General features: G+C 65.1%; 28 protein-coding genes. 14 read left to right on the forward strand and 14 right to left on the reverse strand.

The features are described 5' to 3' along the window. Positions 1-117: 117 nt before the first annotated feature. Both AB0L58_RS25645 and AB0L58_RS25650 read right to left on the reverse strand, forming a co-directional pair. The gene (locus AB0L58_RS25645) at positions 118-1404 is read right to left on the reverse strand and encodes a hypothetical protein (RefSeq protein WP_364390222.1); all 1287 of its coding nucleotides are present in this window, start codon (positions 1402-1404) and stop codon (positions 118-120) included. Continuing rightward, positions 1404-1625 (reverse strand): hypothetical protein, encoded by a 222-nt coding sequence (locus tag AB0L58_RS25650; protein WP_364390223.1) that lies wholly within the window; start codon positions 1623-1625, stop codon positions 1404-1406. The genes AB0L58_RS25645 and AB0L58_RS25650 overlap by 1 nt, the downstream gene beginning before the upstream one ends. A 289-nt stretch (positions 1626-1914) precedes the next feature. Here AB0L58_RS25650 and AB0L58_RS25655 point away from each other — a divergent pair, with 289 nt between their 5' ends. From AB0L58_RS25655 to AB0L58_RS25670, 4 genes are read left to right on the forward strand one after another with little or no spacing between them, the layout of a single operon-like run. Continuing rightward, entirely contained in the window at positions 1915-3222 is a 1308-nt protein-coding gene (locus AB0L58_RS25655) for an ABC transporter substrate-binding protein (protein WP_364390225.1), read from the forward strand. A 2-nt stretch (positions 3223-3224) separates the two neighbouring features. Then, positions 3225-4070 (forward strand): sugar ABC transporter permease, encoded by an 846-nt coding sequence (locus tag AB0L58_RS25660; protein ID WP_364390227.1) that lies wholly within the window; start codon positions 3225-3227, stop codon positions 4068-4070. Further along, positions 4067-4921, forward strand: coding sequence for a carbohydrate ABC transporter permease (locus AB0L58_RS25665; protein WP_364390229.1), 855 nt, complete (start codon positions 4067-4069; stop codon positions 4919-4921). Before AB0L58_RS25660 ends, AB0L58_RS25665 begins: the two co-directional genes overlap by 4 nt. A gap of 31 nt (positions 4922-4952) precedes the next feature. After that, a complete protein-coding gene (locus AB0L58_RS25670) occupies positions 4953-6044 on the forward strand; it encodes an ATP-binding cassette domain-containing protein (protein ID WP_364390230.1) in 1092 nt (363 codons plus the stop codon). Here the strand turns inward: AB0L58_RS25670 and AB0L58_RS25675 are convergent. Continuing rightward, positions 6036-6281 (reverse strand): hypothetical protein, encoded by a 246-nt coding sequence (locus AB0L58_RS25675; protein WP_364390231.1) that lies wholly within the window; start codon positions 6279-6281, stop codon positions 6036-6038. The two genes, AB0L58_RS25670 and AB0L58_RS25675, sit on opposite strands and share 9 nt — an antisense overlap. A 6-nt stretch (positions 6282-6287) precedes the next feature. Next, entirely contained in the window at positions 6288-6917 is a 630-nt protein-coding gene (locus tag AB0L58_RS25680; protein ID WP_364390232.1) for a hypothetical protein, read from the reverse strand. 696 nt (positions 6918-7613) lie between these two features. On the opposite strand from AB0L58_RS25680, the gene AB0L58_RS25685 reads away from it, so the two are divergent. Beyond that, positions 7614-8447: a DUF1460 domain-containing protein gene (locus AB0L58_RS25685; protein WP_364390234.1), complete on the forward strand. Its 834-nt coding sequence runs from the start codon at positions 7614-7616 to the stop codon at positions 8445-8447. 316 nt (positions 8448-8763) lie between these two features. Here the strand turns inward: AB0L58_RS25685 and AB0L58_RS25690 are convergent, their stop codons facing one another. Next, positions 8764-9486: a sigma 54 modulation/S30EA ribosomal C-terminal domain-containing protein gene (locus tag AB0L58_RS25690; RefSeq protein ID WP_364390236.1), complete on the reverse strand. Its 723-nt coding sequence runs from the start codon at positions 9484-9486 to the stop codon at positions 8764-8766. 185 nt (positions 9487-9671) lie between these two features. Here AB0L58_RS25690 and AB0L58_RS25695 point away from each other — a divergent pair, with 185 nt between their 5' ends. The 3 genes from AB0L58_RS25695 (at position 9672) to AB0L58_RS25705 (ending at position 13566) form a co-directional block, all read left to right on the forward strand. After that, complete coding sequence (locus AB0L58_RS25695) at positions 9672-10319, forward strand: response regulator transcription factor (RefSeq protein ID WP_364390237.1); 648 nt, start codon at positions 9672-9674, stop codon at positions 10317-10319. Between the two features lie 51 nt (positions 10320-10370). After that, complete coding sequence (locus AB0L58_RS25700; RefSeq protein ID WP_364390239.1) at positions 10371-12107, forward strand: GAF domain-containing sensor histidine kinase; 1737 nt, start codon at positions 10371-10373, stop codon at positions 12105-12107. A 109-nt stretch (positions 12108-12216) separates the two neighbouring features. Continuing rightward, the gene (locus tag AB0L58_RS25705) at positions 12217-13566 is read left to right on the forward strand and encodes a DUF5933 domain-containing protein (protein WP_364390241.1); all 1350 of its coding nucleotides are present in this window, start codon (positions 12217-12219) and stop codon (positions 13564-13566) included. Here AB0L58_RS25705 and AB0L58_RS25710 read toward each other — a convergent pair. Further along, a complete protein-coding gene (locus AB0L58_RS25710; RefSeq protein WP_364390243.1) occupies positions 13563-14051 on the reverse strand; it encodes a hypothetical protein in 489 nt (162 codons plus the stop codon). The genes AB0L58_RS25705 and AB0L58_RS25710 overlap by 4 nt on opposite strands. A 90-nt stretch (positions 14052-14141) precedes the next feature. Here AB0L58_RS25710 and AB0L58_RS25715 point away from each other — a divergent pair, with 90 nt between their 5' ends. Next, positions 14142-14345 carry a hypothetical protein gene (locus AB0L58_RS25715; RefSeq protein ID WP_364390245.1) on the forward strand — a complete coding sequence of 68 codons (204 nt, stop codon included), beginning with the start codon at positions 14142-14144 and terminating at the stop codon, positions 14343-14345. Between the two features lie 32 nt (positions 14346-14377). Here the strand turns inward: AB0L58_RS25715 and AB0L58_RS25720 are convergent, their stop codons facing one another. Further along, entirely contained in the window at positions 14378-15241 is an 864-nt protein-coding gene (locus AB0L58_RS25720; RefSeq protein ID WP_364390463.1) for a 3-hydroxyacyl-CoA dehydrogenase, read from the reverse strand. After that, positions 15238-15885 (reverse strand): helix-turn-helix domain-containing protein, encoded by a 648-nt coding sequence (locus tag AB0L58_RS25725; RefSeq protein ID WP_364390246.1) that lies wholly within the window; start codon positions 15883-15885, stop codon positions 15238-15240. The genes AB0L58_RS25720 and AB0L58_RS25725 overlap by 4 nt, the downstream gene beginning before the upstream one ends. Positions 15886-16257: 372 nt before the next feature. Between AB0L58_RS25725 and AB0L58_RS25730 the strand changes: the two genes are divergently transcribed. After that, complete coding sequence (locus tag AB0L58_RS25730) at positions 16258-16494, forward strand: hypothetical protein (protein WP_364390248.1); 237 nt, start codon at positions 16258-16260, stop codon at positions 16492-16494. Positions 16495-16606: 112 nt separating this feature from the next. After that, positions 16607-16969, forward strand: a complete 363-nt coding sequence (locus tag AB0L58_RS25735) for a helix-turn-helix transcriptional regulator (RefSeq protein ID WP_364390249.1) — start codon at positions 16607-16609, stop codon at positions 16967-16969. A gap of 11 nt (positions 16970-16980) precedes the next feature. Here the strand turns inward: AB0L58_RS25735 and AB0L58_RS25740 are convergent, their stop codons facing one another. The 5 genes from AB0L58_RS25740 to AB0L58_RS25760 form a co-directional block, all read right to left on the reverse strand. Further along, on the reverse strand, positions 16981-17574 hold the full coding sequence (locus AB0L58_RS25740) for an ATP-dependent Clp protease proteolytic subunit (protein WP_364390250.1): 594 nt from the start codon (positions 17572-17574) through the stop codon (positions 16981-16983). After that, positions 17571-18176, reverse strand: coding sequence for an ATP-dependent Clp protease proteolytic subunit (locus AB0L58_RS25745; RefSeq protein WP_364390251.1), 606 nt, complete (start codon positions 18174-18176; stop codon positions 17571-17573). Before AB0L58_RS25745 ends, AB0L58_RS25740 begins: the two co-directional genes overlap by 4 nt. Before the next feature lie 75 nt (positions 18177-18251). Continuing rightward, the gene (locus tag AB0L58_RS25750) at positions 18252-18527 is read right to left on the reverse strand and encodes a DUF2277 domain-containing protein (protein ID WP_364390252.1); all 276 of its coding nucleotides are present in this window, start codon (positions 18525-18527) and stop codon (positions 18252-18254) included. Positions 18528-18536: 9 nt separating this feature from the next. Then, the gene (locus AB0L58_RS25755; RefSeq protein ID WP_364390253.1) at positions 18537-20351 is read right to left on the reverse strand and encodes a thiamine pyrophosphate-requiring protein; all 1815 of its coding nucleotides are present in this window, start codon (positions 20349-20351) and stop codon (positions 18537-18539) included. A gap of 128 nt (positions 20352-20479) precedes the next feature. Continuing rightward, positions 20480-21736 carry a serine hydrolase domain-containing protein gene (locus tag AB0L58_RS25760; protein WP_364390255.1) on the reverse strand — a complete coding sequence of 419 codons (1257 nt, stop codon included), beginning with the start codon at positions 21734-21736 and terminating at the stop codon, positions 20480-20482. Positions 21737-22003: 267 nt separating this feature from the next. On the opposite strand from AB0L58_RS25760, the gene AB0L58_RS25765 reads away from it, so the two are divergent. From AB0L58_RS25765 to AB0L58_RS25775, 3 genes are read left to right on the forward strand one after another with little or no spacing between them, the layout of a single operon-like run. Then, on the forward strand, positions 22004-22567 hold the full coding sequence (locus AB0L58_RS25765; RefSeq protein ID WP_364390256.1) for a nucleotidyltransferase family protein: 564 nt from the start codon (positions 22004-22006) through the stop codon (positions 22565-22567). Next, complete coding sequence (locus tag AB0L58_RS25770) at positions 22568-22819, forward strand: BON domain-containing protein (RefSeq protein WP_364390258.1); 252 nt, start codon at positions 22568-22570, stop codon at positions 22817-22819. A 21-nt stretch (positions 22820-22840) separates the two neighbouring features. Continuing rightward, positions 22841-23608, forward strand: coding sequence for a metallophosphoesterase (locus AB0L58_RS25775; RefSeq protein WP_364390260.1), 768 nt, complete (start codon positions 22841-22843; stop codon positions 23606-23608). A 48-nt stretch (positions 23609-23656) separates the two neighbouring features. On the opposite strand, the gene AB0L58_RS25780 is transcribed toward AB0L58_RS25775, so the two are convergent. After that, on the reverse strand, positions 23657-24310 hold the full coding sequence (locus AB0L58_RS25780) for a TetR/AcrR family transcriptional regulator C-terminal domain-containing protein (protein WP_364390261.1): 654 nt from the start codon (positions 24308-24310) through the stop codon (positions 23657-23659). Positions 24311-24417 lie beyond the last annotated feature (107 nt).

The following is a 24417-nucleotide window of genomic DNA, read 5'->3' on the forward strand; positions in this document are numbered from 1 at the left end:
TCGGTCAGATAGACAGCAGATTTCGTCAGCCCCTGACCCAACCTGCCCGAATCGGGATTTCCGGCCACCGTCGCGCGAGCAATCTCGCAGCTAGAGCAATGCTCGCGCCGTGCGCACTCAGTCCCAACTCTGTGCCGCGTTGTAGCGGCGGCGCATCTGGCGGCGGCGGTAGAACACCTCGTCTATCGAAAGCGTTGTGGTGGTCACCGGTGCCAGGCGGATGTTCAGGCCGAGTTCCCTGATGCGGTGCTCCAGGTCGATGCGGCGCTCCGGCGGCAGGTTCGACCACATCGCTTCGAAGCGGCCGCGGACCGGTGTGTCCGCGGCGGCGACCAGGTCCAGCAGCAGCGGCCAGAAGTGGGCGTCGGTGGCGATGCCGGGCAGGGCGGAGACCATCGCATCGTTCATCTGCGCGAGCAGGGCCACCATGCGTCGCTGGATCCCGGCGTCGGCATGGGACATCAGGCTGAAGAGTCCACGCCACAGGTCGGACTCGATGCGGCCTTCCAGGCTGCCGACGAGTCCGGCCAATGCCGCGTCGTTCGCGACGATCGGATTCGCGGCCAAGGCGCCGAGAGCCCAGGGACTGAGCCGTCCGATGAAGGTCAACAGCTCCGGCGCCGCACCGGCCCGCAAATAGGTCGCGATGAGATTGCCGATCATTTCGGTGGAGCCGATGCTGAGCAGCACATCGCCGATCGACGCGGTCAGTTCGGTCTCACAGCGCGCGAATGTCGACAGCGCGGCCAACTGCAGCCCGGTCGACCCGATGACCACGGTGTGCAACATCCGCGGCATCCGCTGCCGCGGCCCGGTCAGCATTTGGCGCAGGATGGTGCTCACGCCCGCCACCGAATAGGCGTACGCGGCGGAGTAGATCAGACCCTCGTCATCGAGTACGGCCTGCTCGAAGGCCGCGACCAGGGTCGGTGTGGCGAAGGCGTCGAGGAACGGCCCCGCGGTGATGTAGTCCTTGCGGGCCAACATCTCGTTGAGAATCCGCACGATGGGTTCCGGCGGCGCCACCCCGGCGAGTTGGCCGACGGTGCGCGGGTCCATATACGGCGCACAGTCCGCCACATACGGTGGCGCGAGCATGGCAACCGTCTCGGCTGCCTTTTTCGGGTGATCGACACCGACCGCGCCCGCGGCCCGGCCCGTCATCATCGGCGGGACGAGGCGCTGCACCAGCGGCATCGAGATGCGCAGCGGAATGATCGGCACCAGTTTGCTGATCCGCTCGAACGTCTCGTTGTGCTGGTCGAAGATCAGTCCCGCCAGCCGTTCCTGGAGTTCGTGCAGATTCTCACTGCCCAACCGCTCCAGATGCGCCAGTCGCTCCACGGGGGCATGCAAGGTCCGTGACAGTAGGACGATCTGGGCACCGGTTACCAGATCACTCATCAGCCGAGCCGACTCCCGAACATGATCTTTTTCGTCACCGCTCGGAACGGCCGGGGCAGCGCGCCGACCATCTCATCGATAGCGTCGATGAGCGCCGCCGTCTCGAGTCGTTTGGCCGAGCGGAACATCTCGAGCAGTTCGGCGGCCTCCTGCTCGGTGATCAGCCCGGTTGCCGCCAGCGGGCCGCGTAGTTCGTGTTCTAGGTCGGTCCTGGCGGTCATGCGGCTATCCGTTTCTTCATCTATCGCAGCGTCTATCACTCGTGAAAGCCCCGAGCATAGGGGGCGCGGCCATCCGGCGGGGCGGTGCGTAAAGAATTCGTTATCCAAAGATTCTCATAAGTTTTTTGAGAGGGGTAGCTTCCTTTTTATTTGTGCCGCAACACAACTCGGGTTTTATTCTCAGTCACGGGAAGTTGCACGCTCGATTGTGCGCGTGCATCTGTTTGTATCTGGGCATGATGGTTTGGTATCGGCTCGCCCGGCCCCAATCCTGCCTCGGGAGCCACATATGCCGACATCCGGACTGACGCGTCGGGCATTCCTCGGCGCGGCGGGCATCGGTACCCTCGCGCTCACTGCCGCGTGCACCGGCTTCGCCACTACCGGAAGTGGCGGCATGGTCTTCCTCTCCACCCAATTCCGCCCCGCCGACGAGGCCGAGCGGTTCCGCAATCTGCTCGGCAAGACCGCACCCGGCGTCAGCTATGTGACCATCGAAGAGAGTCCGTTCGCGAGTCAGGTACGCAGCCAGGTCGGAGCGGGCTCGACGCAGATCGGTCTGCTCGGTGGGCTGCACGGCGATATCGCACCGCTGGCCGACGGCTACCTCGAGGATCTCACCGGCCTGCTCGCCGACCTCGGCAATCGCGGCTGGCCCGACGCCTACCTGCAGCTTGCCAGGTCCGGCACCGACCGGACGTGGTATATCCCCTGGGCAACCGCGAGTTATGTACTCGCCGCGCACGCCGACGCACTGCAACACCTGCCGTCAGGCGCGGATGCCACCGCACTGACCTACGACCAGTTCCTCGACTGGGCGATCGCCGCGCGCCGCGCCAATGGCAACCGACCGATGCTCGGACTGCCCGCCGGTCCGAAGGGACTGCTGCATCGCTTCACACAGGGCTACCTGCTGCCGTCGTTCACGGGCGGTCAGATCACCACCTTCCGCTCGGCCGAGGCCGTGACCGCCTGGCAGTACTTCCGCGAACTGTGGGCCAACTGCGCACAGTCGAGTACGAATTACGACTTCATGCAGGAACCACTGGCCGGTGGCGAGGTGCGCATGGCCTGGGATCACGTCGTCCGCCTCGTACACGCGCCCGAGCACGACCCGCAGGACTGGCGCATGCTGCCCGCACCGCGCGGCAAACACGGTCTCGGCTATATGGCCGTGGTCGCCGGGCTCGCGATTCCCAAGGGCAGCACCGATGCCGAACTCGCGCAGCGCACCATCAGCGCGCTGACCAAGCCGGAAACCCAGATCGAACTGCTGCGCTCCAACGGCTTCTTCCCGTCGGTCGACACCGCCATCCCCGAGGATCTGCCTCCGGCGGTCAAGCTCGAAGCCGATGCCGTGCACCGACAGCAGCAGGCGTCGGGCGCGATCCTGTCACTGCCGCCGGTCGGTCTCGGTCAGCGCGAGGGTGAGGTGAGCAAGGTGTTCAAAGACAGCTTCCGCTCGATTGTGTTGGACGGAGCCGATATTCGATCCACACTCGATCAGCAGGCCCGGGTGCTGCAGGGCATACTCGACGAACTGAAGGTGCCGTGCTGGGCACCGGATCCCGTCGCCGACCGCTGCGGGGTGGGGTAGGTATGCGCGCGCGACTCGGTTCCCCGTGGATTCTGCTGCTGCCTTCGATCGTGCTGCTGGCCGCGCTGTTCGGGTGGCCATTGGTGCGGGCGATCTTCGACGCGTTCGGCGACGATCACGGCTTCACGCTCGCGCACTGGCGGCGTTTGTTCGACGACCCGTATTTCCTTACATCACTGCGTAATACGCTGTTGTTGATCGTGATCGTGGTGCCGATCCAGTTGGTGCTCGCGGTCGGCATGGCGCTGCTGATGCAGGCGCGGCCGCGGTTCGCGAGTGGCCACTTCTACCTGTGGTGTGTGCCGTTGGCGATCTCCGAACTGGCCGCCGGCCTGGTGTGGTTGTCGATCTTCGGCAATCGCGGATACCTGAACTCACTGCTGGTCTGGCTCGGGCTGTCCGAGGACGGCGTGCAGTGGTTGAACTATCAGCACACCGGCACCATGCTGCTCGCGGTGGTGATCGCCGAGATCTGGCGGGCGACCTCGCTGGTCTTCGTCATCGTGGTGGCGGGCGTGCAGCTGATTCCACGGGATTACGACGAGGCCGCGCAGGTATTCGGCGCCAACTTCTGGCAGCGGCTGCGGCATGTGACGCTGCCGCAACTCGGGCCGAGTCTGCAGGTCGCGCTGATCCTGCGCACCATCCTCGCGCTGCAGGCCTTCGCCGTCGCGCAGGCACTCACCGGGCGCGACTTTCCGCTCTTGGTCGGCGAGACCTACGAGTGGTACTCGAATCTGCAGAATCCGGCGGTGGCGAGCGCGGTTTCGCTTGTGGTGCTTGCCATCTCGCTCGGTACCGCGGTGTTCTATCTGCGGACGATCAGGGCACCGGAGGGGTCGCGATGAGTGAGCCGACGACGCTGCCGCCGATCGATCGCGCACCGCTGCGCCGCCGTCGCTGGCGCGCAATCGGGGTACAGGTGGCATGTATCGCGGTGACGCTGTTCATGGCGCTGCCGATCCTGCTGATCGGACTCGCCGCGGTGTCCTCGCGCGAGGCGTTGAACAAGTACCCGAAGCCATTGTTGCCCAGCGAATTCTCCACCGAGACGCTGCACTCGTTCTTCCGCGCGACCGGAACCATTCCGGCACTGGGCAACTCGGTGCTGGTCGGGCTCTACACGGTGCTGTGGTCGCTGGTCATCGGTGCACCCGCCGGATATGCCCTGGCCCGCAATACCTTCCGCGGCAAGGACACCTACCAGATATTTATCCTGTTTGTGCGGGCGCTGCCGATCGTGGTGCTCTCGGTGCCACTGGCCACGATGTTCCTGCGGCTGGATGTCTACGACACGGTATTCGCCGTAACGCTCGTGCACACCACACTCGCACTGCCGACCACCGTGCTCATTACGGCGAGCATTTTCGTAGCGGTACCGGCAGACCTCGAGGAGGCGGCGCGCGTCTTCGGCTGTACCCGCTGGCAGGCGGCACGCAAAGTCGTCGTGCCGCTGGCGCTTCCCGGTCTCGCGGCATCGTCGATCTTCACGTTCGTGTTGTCGTGGAACGAGATCCTCGGCGCGACAATCGTGACGCTCGGACACCGCACCCTGCCCGCGCAGGTGCTCACCACGCTCGGTGAGGCGTCCACGCCGTACCGGTTCGCCGGCGGGTTCGCGCTGATCATTCCGGCACTGGTCTTCATCTTCGTGATGCGGCGCTATCTGGTGAATATGTGGGGGACGACGCTGAGATGACAGAGGTAGGGATGACAGAGGTGTACCGCACATGGCCGAGGTGATTCTGCGGGATCTGGTGAAGACCTACCCGGGCGGCACGGTGCGCGCCACCGACCAGGTCACGCTCGAGGTCGCCGATGGCGAGTTCATGGTGCTGCTCGGGCCGTCCGGCTGCGGTAAGACGACGCTGTTGCGGATGATCGCCGGGCTGGAACTGCCCGATTCGGGGCAGATCGTGATCGGCGGCAAGGATGTCACCTACCTCGAGCCGCGGCGACGCAATCTGTCGATGGTGTTCCAGTCGTATGCCGTCTTCCCCAACAAGAAGGTCGCCGACAATATCGGCTTCGGGCTGCGAGTGCACGGCGTGCCCGCCGTGGAGATCCGGCGCAAAGTGGCCTGGGCCGCGGATCTGCTGCAACTCACGCCGTACCTGGATCGGTATCCGGCGAAGTTGTCCGGTGGCCAACGCCAACGCGTCGCGGTGGCACGCGCGATCGTCATGGATGCCGATGTGCTGCTCATGGACGAGCCGCTGTCCAATCTCGACGCGCTGCTGCGGCTGTCGTTCCGCGCCGAGTTGAAGAAGCTGGTCGGCGAGCTCGGCACCACCACGATCTATGTCACCCACGACCAGGTCGAGGCACTGTCGCTCGGCGATCGCGTCGCGGTCATGCGCGACGGGGTGATCGTCCAGTGCGGTTCGCCGACAGCGGTATACGACAGTCCGGCAACCGAATTCGTCGGCGGCTTCCTCGGCAGCCCGCCGATGAACTTCCTGACCGGGATCGTCGATGTCGGCGACGACGGACCGAGTATCGATCTCGGCGGGCAGTCGCTGCCGGCTCCCGCCACGCTCGCATCGTTCAACGGTAAGAAGCTCGCTCTGGGCATCCGGCCCGAGGCCATTGTCGTCGGCGATGAAGCCGGCACCGATTCGGTGCGCGCGCAACTCCAGGTACTGGAGCCGCTCGGCTCGTCCACCCTGTTGACCACCGAGGTCAGCGGACAGACCGTCAAAGTTCAGACACCACCGAACTTCCGGGCCGACCAGGGCGATGCGCTGAACCTGCACGTGCCGCCGCAGGCCCGCCGCTGGTACGACCCGGAAACCGGATTATTGCTGGAGGACTCAGTGTAGATATCCGGTGGATACTTCGCCGTATCCGATCAATTCTACGGTCGCATATTGCGCAGTCATGCCCTCCCCGGCCACCAAATGCGTCGACGGGGCAGCCGGAGTCGATTTTGCTTGCTGCAGGATGCGACAGCTCGGTGAACAGATATTGTGGATGGCCAGCGCCCGGCGCGCCTGTCCCGGGGTCAATTCACCGGGATCGGTGAAACAGTCGCCGATATTGGAGATTATCGATCGCATTGTCGGCTAACCAACTCTCACGGGCACAACAGTTTCTTCGATGATCCGCCCGCGGCCGACGGTGAGCGATACCAATGCGACATTTCCGAAAGTGGTAATCAGCGGACCAGCGACGGTGGCTAATTGATATCCGCTCGCCAACAGTACCCCGAGCACACCGAGCGCACCGGCGAAGGCATTCGCGGCGAACATTTGCCAGGTTTCTTCCTGAGGCTTCGACCAGGCGTGCCGCAGCGTCGGGACGGTGGCGATGAGATTGGCACAGATGGCCACCAGCGCACCGAACGTCTTCTCCGAAATCTCCACCGTGACCAGCACACATGCGATGGATGAGAGCAGACAGGCCCAATCGATATTGTCGCTGGGCCGCAGACTCGTACCGCGCCGCAAACCGAGGGCGATAACAGCGGCATTCATACTTGCCGACGCGGCATTGATACCGGCGGCGAGATATGCGCCCTCGAGATATGCGACTACCGCGAATACGGTATTGGCAGTACACCAGGCCACCCACGACGCCATACGCGGTCGCGTGCCGCCGTCCATGATTCCAACCAGATATGCGACGACGCCATACAATGAGATGCCGACGCTGACCAAAGCTGCCGACGAACTCAGACTCCAGAACTCACTCACGTGCACCATTCCTCATTTTTCGCGCAGAAATGCGCGAGACAGCCACGACCGGCAATTCGACCCGCATGCGAACACACCGAAGGAGACAAATCCGGTGCGACGATGGGGACCGTATCTACCGTGGGTGAACACTTCGGGATGATTTGTTCGTTCGCGATTGAAAGTATCGTTACACGAAGGTTCCGCGCCAACAAACGCAGCGGGTCGGCCGTAACGAACTTTTACGTCGGTAACTGATGCTTAACAGATACCGTTACTGAGCTCACATCAATGCGGAATAGGCATCAATGAGCGCCGTTCGAGGACGAACATGCCGCCGACACACGAAGACCCCAGCCGGAGCTGGGGTCTCCCGTGGTTACGCCGACCGTTGTGCGAGTAGCAACCTCTGCACCCCGGCCTCGATCAGTGAGCCTGCCACACTTGCCGGGAATCGTCGCGCCGAGTGCGGCGCCCGCGGGACACCGCGACGAGCTTGCATTTGTAAGTCCGGTCGATTCGCGCTCGACCAGGCAATATCCGTCCACCGGAGCACCGTTTGCATAACGAAACGGCAACATCGTGATCATCCCGTGTCCGAACTGTTCGACTCGGAATGAAGGGTTCGCGACGGAATCACCAGCGGATCATGAAGCCACCACGGCGTTTTCGAGTTCGGCGACCGAAGAACGCGGGACGCCGACTAACGTGGCAGAAATGACCCCGCACCCGGACCCGGCTGGCGGCATTTTGCGCAGCATCGCCCGCGCACTGCTCATCATCTCGGCATTCGTCGGGATTGCCATGCCGACTGTGCCCGCCGCGGCCGGGGCACCGGTCACCGATGATGTCACCACCGGGAAGATCGATGAGTTGCTGGCGCTGCGGGCTACCGCGCCCGGTGCGAGCAAGGGTGAGCTGATCGAACGGCTGTCGAGTCGCTTGCTCGGGACACCGTATGGCGCGGATATGCTCATCGGCTCGGCGGACCAGCCCGAACAGCTGGTCATCGACCTGCGGCGAGTGGATTGCTTCACCTATCTCGACTATGTCGAGGCGCTGAGCAGATCGATCGATCGGGACCAGTTCGTGGCGAATCTGATCGCGACCCGCTACACCGATAGCCGCGTCGAGTTCCGGCAGCGCAAGCACTTCTTCAGCGACTGGTCGCATACCGCGCGCATCGCGGCCACCGATATCACCGGCACACTGAGCCCGGTCGCGGTGACCGTCTACAAGCACCTCAACGCGAAAGCCGATGGCGGAACATATCTTCCGGGCCTGCCGGTCGTCGATCGCGATATCACCTACATCCCCAGCGCCGCGGTGGACCAGGGCGTCATCGGTGGACTCCGCACCGGTGACTATGTCGGCGCGTACGCCGACCAGCCGGGACTCGATGTCACCCACGTCGGCATCTTCGTCATGACACCGAACGGCCCGGTCTTCCGCAACGCGTCCTCGCTCGCCGCCGACAACCAGGTGGTCGACTCCCCCTTCGCCGACTACGTGCGTACTACCCCGGGCATCATGGTCCTGCGAGCGCAGTAATCACCGAGACCGTACAACGGAACCGGCCACGACAGTGGGCAAGTAGCTTTCGGCGGCGACGGCCGAATTCGTCGGTCGGATCGCGGTGTGGTCGTCCATCGCCACATGCGACTCATCCGTTGCCCGCACGGCTCCGGTGAGTCGAATCGCCCACCCCGAGATTCGCTCCCGCGGTTGACCGTTCGTGCCGCCTTGCTGCTGCCCGACCTTTGGTGGCCGGCTCCGATGCAACTGTGCCCGGGATGACATGGTCGTCGACAGAGCCGGGATGCCCTAGATCCGGGGACATTGGTCCCAGCGCTGTTGAACGCGACCTTCAGCTGGCCAGCCGGGGGGTGATCAGCCCGAGGTCGGTGTCGTAACGGCGGTACAGCAGGTGCCCGCGGTGGCTGGCGGGGTCGATGAAGAACAGATAGGGCAGGCCGACGGTGCACAGCCGATCCACGGCCGCGGTCTCGGACAACTCCGGAATCGGCCTCGGTTCGGCCGGCGGGTCGAGCGCACGCAGCAGCCCGAAGCCCGCGGGATCGGCGCGGTAGACGATCGCGTCGGCACCGGTTTCGGCGTCGATGAACAGGTGCGCGTCATAATCCATCGCGTCCAGCATCGCGGCCGCCACATCGGGTGGGCCGACCAGCAGCGAGTAATTCTTGCGGCGGGTGATCGTGCCCTGGCCGGATGCCGCGAGCAGTTGCCGCATCGGCTCCAACTCCAGCGCCACCCGTTGCTTCGTGGTCAACCGCTCGATCAGCCGCTCGAGCCGCAGCACGACCGGCAGCACCATGCCCGGCACCGGCGTGACCGTCTGCACGCGCGCCGGAATACCGTCCACGCACAGATTCACCTGCACCAGCTGTATTCCACTCCGGCAATTCGCGCCGACGACTCGCACCCTGGCCCCTCCCCCGACCCCACTCCGGGTGAGCAGTCGCCCGACCGCCCCGGCCACGCGCTCGAGTTCCAACTCCTCGATCGGTCCACACGGAAACACGACGATGTCGGGGAAGGCCGGGGTGGACCACTTCCCTGACGCACTCATGACGACCTCACTATTCGATTGTGCTGGGTTCCGACCCTCGGGACTCGATGGCAACATCCGCCACATCGACGACGGGAGGGCCGAAAGTCACTGTCACACCTGACCTTCGGCACCGATCGGCAATCGACCCGACGCGGCGCCGACAGGTGACTAGGCTGAAGGGACCCTGCTGGGAGGTATTTGCGATGACAAGTGTTTTCCTGGTCGACGACCATCAGATCGTGCGTCGCGGCGTGAAGGATCTGATCGATACCGAGTCCGATCTCGAGGTCGTCGGTGAGGCGGGCACGGTGTCGCAGGCCTTGGCGCGAATTCCCGCGCTACGCCCGGACGTCGTGGTTCTGGATGTGCGGCTGCCCGACGGCAATGGCATCGAGCTGTGCCGTGAACTGCTGGATCAGCATCCCGAGCTGCGGTGTCTGATACTCACCTCGTTCACCGACGAGCAGGCCATGCTCGATGCCATCCTGGCCGGGGCCAGCGGCTACGTGGTCAAGGACATCGACACGATCGAGCTGATCGAGGCGATTCGCGAAGTCGGCGCGGGCAAGTCGCTGCTCGATAATCGCGCGGCCGCGGCCCTCATGGCGAAATTGCGCGAGGAGGCCGAGGCGAAGACCGGGCCACTGGCCAGTCTCAGCGAACAAGAACGGACCCTGCTCGGTCTGCTCGGTGAGGGGCTGACGAACCGACAGATCGCCGGCCGGATGTTCCTCGCGGAGAAAACCGTGAAGAACTACGTCTCGCGGCTGCTGACCAAACTCGGGGTCGAACGCCGCACCCAGGCTGCGGTGCTGGCCTCGAAACTCAAACCGCCGACGAAACAGGACTAAGGGGTACCCAGCACCGCGCATCGGTACACCTGCTCATGCGAAGATACGACCATGGAAGGCATGTCCACCGGGTCCGGCCAGTCTCCGGTGACGGAAACATTGTCTCAACTGCGACTTCGTGAATTGCTCGGCGAAGTCCAGGACCGGATCGCCCAGATAGCCGGCGTCCGCGACCAGATGGACCGCCTGATCGAGGCCATGCTGGTCGTCACCGCCGGACTGGACCTGGACAACACTCTGCGCTCGATCGTGCACACCGCCATCGAGTTGGTCGATGCCGAATACGGTGCGCTCGGCGTGCGCGAAACCGATAAGACGAGCATCCGACTCGCCGAATTCGTCTACGAAGGCATCGACGACCGGACCCGGGTCATGATCGGCGATCTGCCGCGCGGTCACGGTGTCCTCGGCCTGCTCTTCGAACAACCGAAACCCATTAGGCTGCCCGATCTTTCGAAGCATCCATCATCGGTCGGCTTCCCGGCCCACCACCCGCCGATGCACAGCTTCCTCGGCGTGCCGGTGAAGGTGCGCGACGAGATCTTCGGCAACCTGTACCTGACCGAGAAGGCCGGTGGTCAGGAATTCACCGAGGACGACGAGGTCGTGGTGCAGGCGCTGGCCGCCGCGGCGGGTATCGCGATCGCCAATGCCCGCCTCTACGAGCAGTCCCGGATCCGCCAGCAATGGCTGGAGGCCAATCGCGATGTGGCCACCGAACTGCTCGCGGGCGGTGAACCGGGCACCGCACTCGAACTGGTCGCCGACCGGGCCTTGACGCTCACACACTCGGCGTGCACCTTCCTCGCCCTGCCCGAGGACCCCGATATCCCCGCCGAAGATGTTGCGGAACTGGTAGTGGTCGCCGCCGCTGGTGTCGGCGCCGACGAACTCATCGGCGAGCGCATTCCGATGGGCGAATCCAATTCCGGTGCAGCGTTCCGACACGGCCGGGTCGTCGCGGTCGACGAAATGAACTTCACGCCGATCTTCGATGTGTCATCGAAGTTCGGACCGGCGCTGATCCTGCCGCTGCGGGCCGAGGATTCGGTCATCGGCGTGCTCGCCACCGTACAACCGGCGGGTGCGCAGCCGTTGGACGAGGCCGGGCAGTCGATGATGGCCGCCTTCTCCGATCAGGCCGCGCTGGCCTTGCAGCAGGCGACCACCCAGCGACGGATGCGCGAACTCGATGTGCTCTCCGACCGCGATCGGATCGCGCGCGACCTGCACGACCATGTCATCCAGCGCTTGTTCGCAGTCGGCCTCTCGCTGCAGAGCACCGCCCAGCGCGCCCGCGTCCCCGAGGTGAAATCCCGGCTCACCGAGACCATTCAGGACATCCAGTCGATCGTGCAGGAAATCCGGCATTCGATCTTCGATCTGCACAGCACCACCACCGCGGATGCCCCGACGCTGCGCAAGCGGTTGCACGGGATCATCGCCGACATGATCGGAGAAAGCGGGCTGCGCACCACGATTCGGCTGGCGGGGCCGGTCTCGGTACTGGCGCCGCCGCTGTCGGAGGATGTCGAAGCGGTCCTGCGCGAAGCAGTCAGCAACGCCGTGCGACACGCGCACGCCACCACGGTATCGGTCCATCTCCGGGTGCGTGACGACGTCACTATCGAAGTAACCGACGACGGCATCGGCCTACCCGACGATGTCGCGCGACTGAGCGGATTGTCGAATCTGGCGGCGCGCGCCGAACAGGCGGGCGGCAGTTTCCGCATTGCGAGGGGACCGGACGGCGGCACGGTGCTGCGCTGGTCCGCGCCCCTGCCCTAGACCCGATCGGAAGCCAGGATGCGGTCGCTCCGAGCAAGGACGCAGCGAGTTCCCAGGCTGTGTTAATCGGGGCGCACGATGGTGTTCACATCCTGTTTACGATGTCGGGATGTTGATTCAGGACGCGCAGGAAAGATCGGCCGCACCCCCGGGGGAAGTGAGGACTGCGCGTCCGGAGCGATCTCGGTTGATCTTGGGCAGTGTCGTCGGCGCGGTTGTGGTCTTGATCGCGGGGCAGTTGATGGCAATGCATATCAACGCGCTCGGGCCGCTGACGAGCCTTTCTTGGGATTACGTCGGGCGGCCCAAGTCGGCGACGACGCCGTGGGCCGGGTTTCTGCTCGCGCTGATCGGCGTCTCGTGGCATGTGCGGGTGCGCGCGCTGGCGGCCGCGGTCGGCATCGATCTGGTCTTCGTGATCATTCGGGCGATCGAGGGGCGGGCGTTCACGGTCGGGAACGGTCCGACCATTGTGCTCACCGCGCTGGCGGTGATCGCCGCCGTGCGCTGGACCGGTGCGCGGCGCGAAACCGCGCTGCGGACAATCGCTCTCGGCGCGCTGCTGATTCTGGCGACAAAGGTCGGCGAGATCTGGCTTGACATCACCGCATGGGCTTGCCCGACGGTGCTCGATCCGTATGCGGAACTGGCCGATCACGCGCTCGGCAATCCGTCGTGGCTCGTCGGACAGGCACTCGACGCGGCCGGACCGGTGCCGTTGGGTGTGGTGCGTTGGGTGTATTTCGAACTCCCGGTCGCGGCCATTGTGGTCGCGGCATGGCAGCTGCGCGGCGTGACCGCGGGGGTGTGGCCGCGGCACTATCTGGTGCGCACCTTCCTGACGCTCGGTGTAGTCGGCCCGCTGTTCTATGTGGTCTTCCCGGTGGTCGGGCCGGTGCTCGCGTTCGGCCCGGAGGGGCAGGGGTTCGAACTCGCCGATGTCTGGCCGAATATCGTTCCGGCACTGCCGTTCTCGGTCGATTCGATGCCTTTCGACGGCATTACACCACGGAACTGCATGCCGTCGCTGCATACGGCGTGGGCGCTGTCGCTGTTCATCCACTCCCGGCGCGGGCCGCTCTGGTTGCGCTGGGGTGGGGTGTGCTGGCTGTTGTGCACCCTGGTCGCGACGCTCGGTCTCGGCGCCCACTACGGCGTCGACCTCGTCGCGGGCGCGGCACTGTGCCTGACCGTCGAATCCGTCCTGCGCGATCCGGACCGCGGTTGGGACCGTGGCCGCGTTCAGGTCGTGGCCTTCGGCATCGCGACCTTCGCCGGGGTGCTGTTGTGCGTGCGTTTCCTCGCGCTGCAGATGGCGAATTATCCGTTCCCGTTCGGCGTCGCGATCCTCGGCGTCTGCGCCGGTCTGGCGGGCACCTTCTACCGGACCTGGTTCGCGGAAAAGGTCTCGAACGAAGCGGAAAAGATGAACGAAGCGGAAAAGATACTGAGCCGCTAACTCCTGTGCAGCGTGCCGGTGATGGCACCACCCCGCCCCGCCCGGTAGGTGATGGTGCCATCCGGCCGCAACTCGACCGTCGAGGACATACCTTCTTCGCATCCGACCCCGGCGGCCACGCGCGCGGCGAATACGAGTTCGGTCTCGGTACCGCTGATCAGCCGTCCGATGCGGTCACAGCGATTGCCGGAGCTCTGATCGGTATCCGACGAGGTGGCGACCTCCTCGGCATTCTTACCGGATCTGATGGTGAGCACGATGTCGTGTGCGGCGACGCCGTCGGTCGCGACGCCCTGCCATTCGCCCAGAAAGACTTTCGGCACCGCCCACACCGCGGCCACCGGCGTCGTATCGTCCGGGCGCTCGGTCGAAGCCGCGACGCTGCCCGAGTCACTGCCGCTCGCGACCACGAATGCCACGATGGCGACCAGCACGGCCGCCACCACGGCACCACCGATTACGGTGAGCCGCTTCGCATCAGCCATCGTCCTGCCCCACCGAGTCGAGTCTAATTCGCCACTCGGCACCGGTCCTGGCTTTCAGCGGGCGGCCGTCTCCCGTGCCAGACTGACGGCGTGAGTGAGCAGGACGGCACCGCGAAGATCCGCCCACCGACCCGCGACCGCGGTGACGCGATCGGCGCCGGATTCATGTGGCTGGCCAAATGGTCGCTGTGCATTGTGGCGATCGCGGCGGGCGTGGTAGCGCGCTACGTCGGCGAACAAATAGATGTCCGCACCGCACCGCCCCCCGAATCACCCGAACCCGCACCCGAATAGTGTTGTCGCACGGCGGGTTGGCGGAGTGTGAGCTAAGCGGAGTACCTGTAGAAACCCTCGCCGGTGGCGACACCGAGCTTGCCCTTGTCGATGTAGCTGGTCTTGAGCCAGGCCGCGAGCCGCTGTGCGTCCTCATCGTCGCTATTGACCAGGATGTTGTAGGGAGTGGTCAGACCGATGATGTCGAGCATCTGGAACGGTCCGACCGGTGCGCCCGTGCCGATCCGCCAGGTCTTGTCCACCGCCTCCGGTTCGGCGAATCCGCCCGCGCCGAGGGCCATGGCCGCATTGAGCAACGGCACGAGCAGCGAATTGAGGACGTAGCCCGCCTTTTCCCTGTGCAGTTCGATCGGCTCCATACCGATGGCGGCAGCGAACTCGACAACCGCCCGAAAGACCTCCGGATCGGTCTCGGGTGTACCCATCACCTCGGCGGTGTTGTACCGCCACACCCGATTCGCGAAATGCAGTGCGAGGAACTTGTCGGGGCGGCCGGTGTAGTCCTTCATATCGCTGGGCAGCAGGGTGGACGAATTGGTGGCGAAGATCGTCTGCTCCGGCGCGAGTTTGCCCAGCTGCCGGTAGGTCTGCTCCTTGATGGTGAGCACCTCCGGCACCGCCTCGATCACGAGGTCGGCATCCTGCACGGCCGCGGCCAGATCGGTGGTCAGGACAATGCCAGCCCGGGTCTGCTCGGCCTTGTCGTCACCCGCGCCGGCGACTTCGTCGCGATAGGTTGCCGCGAGCTTGGCCAAACGGTCGCGGGCACCGGCGATGGCCTCGTCGCTGATGTCATAGGCGGTGACATCGAATCCGTGGAATGCGGTCTGGAATGCGATCTGCGATCCCAGTACCCCGGTGCCGAGGACGGTCACCTTGCGGATGGCCATTGCTATCTCCTTCCTCTACGGGGCACGGTCCGCCCCGGGATGTCATCGGTGTCGTCGAGGGCGGCGAAGAATCCGCCCACGATTTGCGCGATCTGATCATGCAGGTCTGCTACGGCATCGCGACCGGGATGCGCGCCGGTCGAGGGCCGGGCCAGGATCAGATGCAGCGCCGCGAAGACGCTGCGCCCAGCCAGCAGGGCCGGTTTGTCCAGCGGTTTCGACTTCAGGCCGCATTCGTTCGCGGCCGCGACGAGCCGGTCGGCGATCATCGCCTCGAGCCGTTCGACCAGGGCGAGCCCCTCCGCACGGTACTTTTCGGTCGCCGGCCCGACCATGAGCTCGCGCTGGTAGGCCGCCACGTTCTCGCGATGTCGTTCGGCGGCCTCGACGGTCGGCCGCACCATGCTCAGCACCGCCGTGACCGGATTGCTGTGCGAACGCGATTCCCGGTCGCCGCGCTCCAGCGCCGAACGAAAGTCCGCGTTGTAGACCATCAGCAGCAGCTCGCCCTTCGACGACGCGTACCGGAACAGCGTCCCCGCCGCGATATCCGCGCGGTCGGAAATCTCCTGCGTGGTGACGCTCTCGAAGCCGCGTTCGGCGAACAGCGAGGCAGCGGCCTCGAATATGCGCGACTGCTTATCGCGCATATTCCGGACGCGACGTCCCACAACTCTCGATTCGGGCGACTCGGTCAGCAATGGCCTCCAACTCACAACTGAGTGGACTCATTAATGAGCGTACTCCGGGCAATCGAGTGCGCAACCGCTGTACACCATGAGCCGATGACCGGTGAGAGTCGAGCGCCGAGTCGGCTGCACTACCGCATCGAGGAAGAAGGCCGGGTGGTCGTGAGCACGGCGGCGGCCTTCGGCGCGGGCCCCTGGATTCGGTCAGCGGTCCCAGCTAACTCACAGCCACGGGCTAGGGTGCGCAAATATTGCGATTCCAAGATTGTCTTGTCGGTCCGGATCGGTCGGGTCGACGGTCTCGGACCGAGACCGACAACAGGAGGAACGTGGATGAAGATCAAGTCGAAGCTGGCGAAGGGTGCGATCGCGGGCGGTGTGCTGGTCGGCCTGCTCGGCGTCGGTGCGGGTGTGGCGAGCGCTGATCCGGGCCAGGATCAGCGTCCGGGCATCGAACAGCAACAGCAGGGCCACGATCAGCAGCGGGGGGATCAGCGTCAAGACCAGCCGCGCCAGGATCAGCAGGGCCACGGATTCTGGTTCTTCGGTCAGTGGATTCCGCTGCCCTGATCTCGACTCGATGCGAAAGGCCCTGTGTCCGTTGGGACATGGGGCCTTCGTCGTTTGTCCGCCCACAGCGTAATGCCCGGTCGGATCGGTGGCCCCGCCGTAGGCTCTTCCCATGACCGAGCTGCACTCGATTCAGGGCGGACGCGACGACCGACCTCGGCACACCGAGGAACCGCTGTGGCGTGAGGTGCTCGGCGAACGGTTGCGCACGCTGCGGCGGGAACAATGCGAGACGCTCGTGGAAACCGCTGGCCGAGCTGGTATTTCGCCGCAGTACCTGTCCGAGGTGGAGCGCGGTCGCAAGGAACCGTCGAGCGAGATGATCGCGGCACTGGCCGGTGCGCTCGGCACCACCCTGTTCGGTCTCACCGAGCAGGTGGCCGACGAATTGCGCGCCCATCATCGGCTCACCTTCGCTCGGCAGTCCGCGCCGCGGGCGGGTGCCACGCCCACCCTCATGGCGCTCGCGGCCTGAGCCGTACCTGATCAGACCACGCGCGCGCCCAGCACGTTGTCGACCAGGCCGTAGTCGACGGCAGCCGGTGCGGTGAAGACACGGTCGCGGTCGGTGTCGTGGCGCAACCGCTCGACCGGTTGCCCGGTGTGCCGCGACAGGATGGACTCGATTTCGGCGCGCATACGCACCAGTTCGTCGGCCTGCAGGATCAGGTCGGGAATCGCGCCCTGACCGCGGGCGGCGGGTTGATGCAGGACGACCCTGGCGTGCGGCAGCAGCGAGCGGCGACCGGGTGCGCCACCGGCCAGCAGCACCGCGCCGACCGCGATGGCCTGGCCGACACAGGTGGTCGCCACCGGCGCCTTGATGAATTGCATGGTGTCGTACACCGCGAGCATGGCGGACAGGTCGCCGCCCTCGCAGTTGATGTACAGGCTGATCTCCTGCTCCGGACTCTCCGACTCCAGGTGCAACAGCTGTGCGATGAGCGCATTGGCGACACCGGAATCGATCGGAGTGCCGAGGTAGACGATCCGCTCGGCGAGCAGATGCGAGTAGATATCGGTGATCCGCTCACCGCCGCGCGGATGCTGGGCGATCACATTGGGAATGGTGTAGGTCATGCCGAAATTCCGATCCGCTGGCGCTGGGGCACGATCTGCCCGAACGAGTCGACAATGTGGTCGATGAAGCCGTACTCCTTGGCCTGCGTCGCGCTGAACCAGCGGTCGTGCAGCGAATCCTCGTAGATGCGGTCGTACGGCTGGCCGGTATCCCCCGCGATAATGCCGAGCACCGTCTCCACGGTGTAGCGCAGGTCATCGGCCTGCACCTCGACATCGACGGCACTGCCGCCGATTCCGGCCGAGCCCTGATGCATCAGCACCCTGGCGTGCGGCAAGGCGAACCGCCGCCCCGGCGTACCCGCGGACAGCAGGAATTGCCCTGCGCTGCAAGCCAATCCGAGTGCCAAGGTGGATACCTCGCATGGCACCAGTCGCATCACATCGCGAATGGCGAGCATTGCCGGAACCGAACCACCGGGGGAATGGATCCACAATGAGATTCCGGCATCGGCATCCTCGGCCGCCGAGGTGAGCAGCTGTGTCATCAGCAGTGTGCCGTTATCGTCGTCGAGCGGACCGTCCAGCACCAGAATCCGCCTACTGAGCAGCTGCTCTCTGGCGCGCCAACTGAACATCGGTGTCTTGTCATCGTGAGCCATGACTCCACCGTGCCCGGCACCTACCGAAAAAATCTCACCACGCTGCCCACAGCAGATCTGCCCACAGCAGCGTCGTCAGTCGTGCGAATGCGCGTGGATGCGCGCCTGCACCTCGGGCCGCCGCAGCGGCGGCACGGCCTTCGGCGGCACCTTGCGCTCGGGCAATTGTTCGAGCAACCGCATGGTCGCGGCCGCGATATCGGCGACGGCGGCATCGACCGCAGGGCGCGTCGCCGCGGAAATACTGGACAGCCCACCGACCTTGCGGACGTACTGCAACGCCGCCGCATGCACTTCTTCCGGGGTGGCCGCGGGCTCCAGCCCACGCAGAGCAGTGATATTTCGGCACATATGCCGAGGCTAGCTCGGGTCGGCCCAGGTTTTAAGTGGTCGATGCGGCACGAATTCCTGGGCCTTGGTCTTGGCGCCCTGCAGCATCAGGTGCCAGCCGTCCGGATCGCCGCGCATGATCGCCTCCGCGGTGTCCTTCATCTGTTCGAAGGTCGCATGCGGTGGAATCGGTGGTACCTCGGGATCGCAACGCACGTCGAGCAGCACCGGACGATCCGCGCTCAGCGCCTGGCTCCATGCGTCGGCGAGCTGCTCCGGATCATCGATCGCGACCGACGGCAGGCCCATACAGCGCGCGAGATCCGCGTAGGAGGTCTCCGGAAGTATCTGCGACTCTTCGAATTTCGGTGCGCCGCCCATGGCGCGCAACTCCCAGGTGACCTGGTTGAGATCGTTGTTGTGGAAGACACAGACGACCAGCCGGGGATCACTCCACTGCCGGTAGTAGCGTGCGATGGTGAGCAGTTCGGCCAGTCCGTTCATCTGCATGGCACCGTCGCCGACCAGCGCGATCACCGGTCGCTCCGGATGCGCGAACTTGGCGCCGATGGCATAGGGCACACCGGGTCCCATGGTAGCCAGGGTGCCCGACAGCGAGCCGCGCACACCGAGATGGAAGCGCAGGCAGCGTGCGTACCAGTTGGTGGATGAGCCGGAGTCCGCGGTGACGATCGCATTGTCCGGAAGCTGTTGCGACAGCTCCCAAACCACGCGCATCGGGTTGACCGGCTTGGCCTGCAACATCGATTGCCGCTCGACCGTCTCCCACCAGCGGGCCACATTCTGCTCGATCCGCGCCCGCCAGGATCGATCCCCCTTGCGGCGCAACAGCGGAACGAGTTCGGCCAGTGTGGCTTTCGCGTCACCGACCAGATTCACCTCGGTCGGATAGCGCATGCCGATCATGGTGCCGTCGATATCGATCTGCACGGCGCGCGCCTGACCGAATTCCGGCATGAACTGGGTGTACGGGAAGTTCGATCCGACGATGACCAGGGTGTCGCAGTCGCGCATCATCTCATAGCTCGGCCTGCTGCCGAGCAGCCCGATCGACCCGGTGACGAAGGGCAGATCGTCCGGCAGCACATCCTTGCCGAGCAGCGCCTTCGCCACGCCCGCACCGGCGATTTCGGCGAGTTCCACCACCTCGCGCGCGGCCGCGCGGGCACCCTGACCGACCAGCACCGCGACCTTCGAGCCGGCGTCGATGATCTCGGCCGCGCGTTCGATCTCGGTGTACGGCGCGATCACGGTCGTGGTCACCGGATGCGGTGGGCTGGACGGCACCTGTTTGTACTCGTGTTCGGGCGGCTCGTAGGGCTCCTCCTGCAGATCGGCGGGAATGATCACCGCGGTGGGCGCATGCCGGGTCATCGCGGTACGGAACGCCCGATCCAGCGCGTTGGGCAGTTGGCTCGAGACATTGACCTCGACCAGATAATCGCTGGCGACATCCTTGAACAGGCTCTGCAGATCGACTTCCTGCTGATAGCTGCCGCCCATGGCGCTGCGCGCGGTCTGACCGACGATCGCGACGACCGGGACATGGTCGAGTTTGGCGTCGTAGAGACCGTTGAGCAGATGGATCGCGCCGGGCCCCGAGGTGGCGGTGCAGACGCCGACCCTACCGCTGAATTTGGCGAAGCCGGTGGCTTGGAAGGCCGCCATTTCCTCGTGCCTGGCCTGCACGAATTGCGGTTTGTTCCGCGCGCGACCGAAGGCGGCGACCAGACCGTTGATGCCGTCGCCGGGGTATCCGAAGACTTGGTTTACGCCCCACTCCCGCAATCGTTGCAGGACGTAGTCGCCAACCTGTTGTTTCATGAGGATCTCCTGTTGATATCCGGGCTGGTCAGACCGGTGATACCCAGCGAACGGGCAGGCAATCAGGGTGTGCCGCACACCTTGCAACAGGATTCGATATCGAAGAGCTCGACGCTGCGAGGGCTGAATCAGTCGGTGTCGAACCGCCGATCGGCGGGCGCGAGTTGGCCGATGGTGTTGGAGATCTGGGCGACCAGGGACCAGGGGCGTTGGCTATCGGTGGTGGCCTTACCGCTGGTGAGGATCGCGCCGGCGAGTCCGCGGGTGGGGTCCGCCCAGCCGTATTGGGTTGTCAGGCCACTGCGGCCGAAGTGGGACTGGGTGTTTCGCCCGAACTTCGAGCGACGAGCGCCGAGTTCGAAGCCCGCGCGGCTTACCCGTCCGGCCAGGCCGGGGATGCGGCGTGCGGGACGGATCGCTTGGCGGAGCGTGTCGGGCTCGATGATCCGGACGCCGTCGAGTTCGCCACCGCGGGTGAGGATCTCATAGAAGCGAGATAATTCGTAGGCGGTGGTGACGATATTGCCCGACGGCAGTTCAGCGGTCAGGAAATCCCGATTCGCGGACCGGGCGGTCGCGCCGTCCATCCGGCCGCCGAGTGCCTTGCGCGTCAAGAGCATCGACATTCGCGACGGTGGCGGGCCGGTCTTCACGCTGGGTACGACCTGGTCGACATCCTCCGGCCGAACCCCGAAGTTGTTCCAGCGGAAGCCCAACGGTTCGAGTACCTGTTCGGCGAGATGCTCGCGCATCCGCTTCCCGGTCGCCCGCTGCACCAGCAGCCGTTGGATCAAACCGCTGGTCAACGCGTGGTAGACCCGGAACCGACCCGGCCGCCAACTCGGCACCAGATCGGCCAGCCCCTGCACGGCCAACTCCTCGTCGAGCACCAACTCGACGCCCTTGTACGGCGGCGTAATGAATGGCACGCCCGCCGAATGCGACAGCACATCGCCGATGGTGATCGCATCCTTGCCGTGCGCCGCGAACTCCGGAATGTATTTGCACACCGGATCATTCAGCTCGAACGCCCCCTGTTCGATCAGCATGAACATCAGCGTCGCGGATACCCCCTTGGCCGTGGAGAACCCGCAGAACAGCGTCTCCGGCGTCGCGAGCACCTTCTCCGCATCCGGACCGTCGCTCGGCGCATTGCCCCAGCCGTGTCCGATCGCCCGGTTCAGCACGATCTTTCCGTCGCGCCGCAGACAGGTCTGAATCGCAGGTGTCGTCCCCATCCGGTACCAGGCCTGTACCGACGCCCACAGCGCCGCGACGTCCCCCTCCGTCAACCCGGCAGCCGCCGGATCGTCCTCGTGCCCGACCGTCGTCACCGCGTCCAGATCATCGGCGACGGTCACCAACGTGCCAGGAACCACCTTCACCCGGCCAGCATATCGACGCTGATCTCGGCCCCGATCGACTACCTCGGCACCGGCCGCTTCCGCACCGACAACGCGATACGCGACCTGTTCCGCGGCCTCGACTTGGTCAACCCGGCCTCGCCTACCTGCCGCAATGGCGCCCGAACCGCATCGTGCGCGACAAACCGACCGTCATCGAACGCCTGATGGTCGGCGGTATCGCCCGCAAACACTGACCGCGCAACCGCGGCGGCGATTAACCGAACGAACCGCGGGTATCGCGTACATATGGTCCCCACGATCGACCAACTACTCCACGCGCTCACCCGCGCGGTGAATACGCTGGCGGATGCCGGTATCCGCTTCGCGGTCGCGGGTGGCTGCGCGGTGTACGCACGCGGCGGACCCACCACGGAGCACGATGTCGACATCCTGATCAAACCCGCCGACCTGGCACAGGCCCGCAGCGCGCTGGTCCGCGGTGGACTGCGGATCGCTGATCCGCCCGAAGACTGGCTGACCAAGGTCTATGACGGCGGCGTCCTCATCGACCTGATCTACCGGCCGAACAACCGTGCCGTCACCGACGAACTACTCGATCGCGCCGACATGATGCGCGTCGGCCCGACGGTGGCACCGGTAATCAGCGCGACCGATCTGATGATCGACAAATTACTGGTCTTCGACGCACACCGACTGGACCTGAGCCCGCTGCTGACGATCGCACGCGACCTGCGCGAACAAGTGGAGTGGGAGCGGGTGCGCAACGACACCGATGTTTCGCCCTATGCGCGGGCCTTCCTCGGCCTGCTGGACGATCTCGGAATAATCGAGCCGAAGCGGGTGGTGTAAATGGATCGACCGCAGTATCTGGTCGCGCACCTGCGCCGAGCGCTGGCCGAGGATCCGCGCACCGCGGAACTCGGTGTGCAGGTCACGATCCGCGGCGATGTCGTCGTCCTCGGTGGCGAGGTGAGCAGTGTCGAACGCAAGCTGCAAATGGAAAAGGTAGTGCGCGAACAGCTCCCGCGCGCCCGCATCCACAACGACGTGCACGTCACGCCGCCTTGTGCGCCGGGGGCCGCCGAGGCGCTGGCGGACTGAGCCCGGAAAGGAGTGGGGCACATGCGGATCGCGGCAATCGGTGACGTCCATCTGGGCGCCGAGTCGGGCGGCGAATTCCGTCCGGCACTCGCGCAACTGCCCGACCGCGCCGATGTGCTGCTGCTGGCCGGTGATCTCACCAGGCACGGCACGGTCGAGGAAGGTCGCGTCGTCGCGGCGGAATTCGCCGATCTCGGTATCCCGGTCGTCGCGGTGCTCGGCAATCACGACCACCACAGCGATGCGCAGGACGAGATCACCGCCGAGCTCACCGATCACGGCATCACGGTCTTGGAAGGCACCGCGACAGAATTCGCGGTCGACGGACACACCCTGGGCATCGCGGGGACGAAGGGCTTCGGCGGTGGCTTCGCGGGCAAATGCGCGAGCGTCTTCGGCGAACGCGTCATGCGTGAATTCGCATCGCACACCGTCGACCTCGCGGAGATGCTGCGCGAGGCACTGGCGGGCCTGCACACCGATATCACCATCGCGCTGACTCACTACTCCCCGATCAGCGACACCCTGCACGGCGAGCCGCGCGAGATCTACCCGTTCCTCGGTTCCTATCTACTCGGCGAAACCATCGACGACCAGCACGCCGACCTCGCGATCCACGGGCACGCACACGCGGGCACCGAACGCGGCACCACACCGGGCGGAATCCGGGTGCGCAATGTGGCCCAGCCGGTGGTGCGCACTGCCTACGTCGTCTACGAGCTGACGCCATCGATCGCATCACCACCATGGAATGTCCGGACGTCCGGCAACAGGTACTCGACGCACTGAACATCAGCACCCTCGCCGACGGCCTGGCGCGCTTCGGCCGCTGAGCGACTACGACGACGCCGTTCGGGTGGCGAGGATTCCGGCCAGGATGACCCGCAGTCCGCGATCGAATTCCATATCGGTATCGGCGTCGAAGAGATCGGCCACCATGCGGGCGGTCCGCGGGTAACGGTCGGCATCGACGGCCTGCGCCAGCCGCACGCGATCGTAGGGGTTGCCGTCGGCGTACTCCGCGCCGGATTGTGCCTGTTCCTCTATAACGAACCCGACCGTGTAGTGCAGCAGGATCGGAAACACCCGCTCGGCATCGACCACCTGGAAACCCGCGTCCTCGAGTGTGCGCAAGGTCAGTTCCACGGTGCGCCACATGGCCTCGTCGCTGACATAGGTTCCGGCCAGCACCTTCGCTCCGTCCCGATAGCGCAGCATCGACCGGCGCAACCGCCCGGCCAACGCCACCACCCAGTCCTGCCAGTCCTCCCCCTGCCGCGGCGCCTCGACCCCGTCGACAGCGGAGACGAATATCCGCCTGGCCATCGCGTCCAGCAGTTCGCGCTTGTTCTTGACATGCCAATACAGCGCGGGCGCCTGCACATCCAGGGCCGCGGCCACCTTCCGCATGGTCAGCCCATCGAGACCGACCTCGTCGAGCAAACCCAACGCTGCCTCGGCGAGCACCTTCGCATCGATCTTCACTGTCACCTCGCGTTCTCCGCCCCCTTGACACCTTAACAATGTTCTGGTCTCCTTAACAACGTTAAATCACTTAACAACGTTAAGGAGACCGCCGTGGAAACGACCGATGTGGT

Source organism: Nocardia sp. NPDC052112, assembly GCF_040680135.1.
Classification (GTDB): Bacteria; Actinomycetota; Actinomycetes; order Mycobacteriales; family Mycobacteriaceae; genus Nocardia.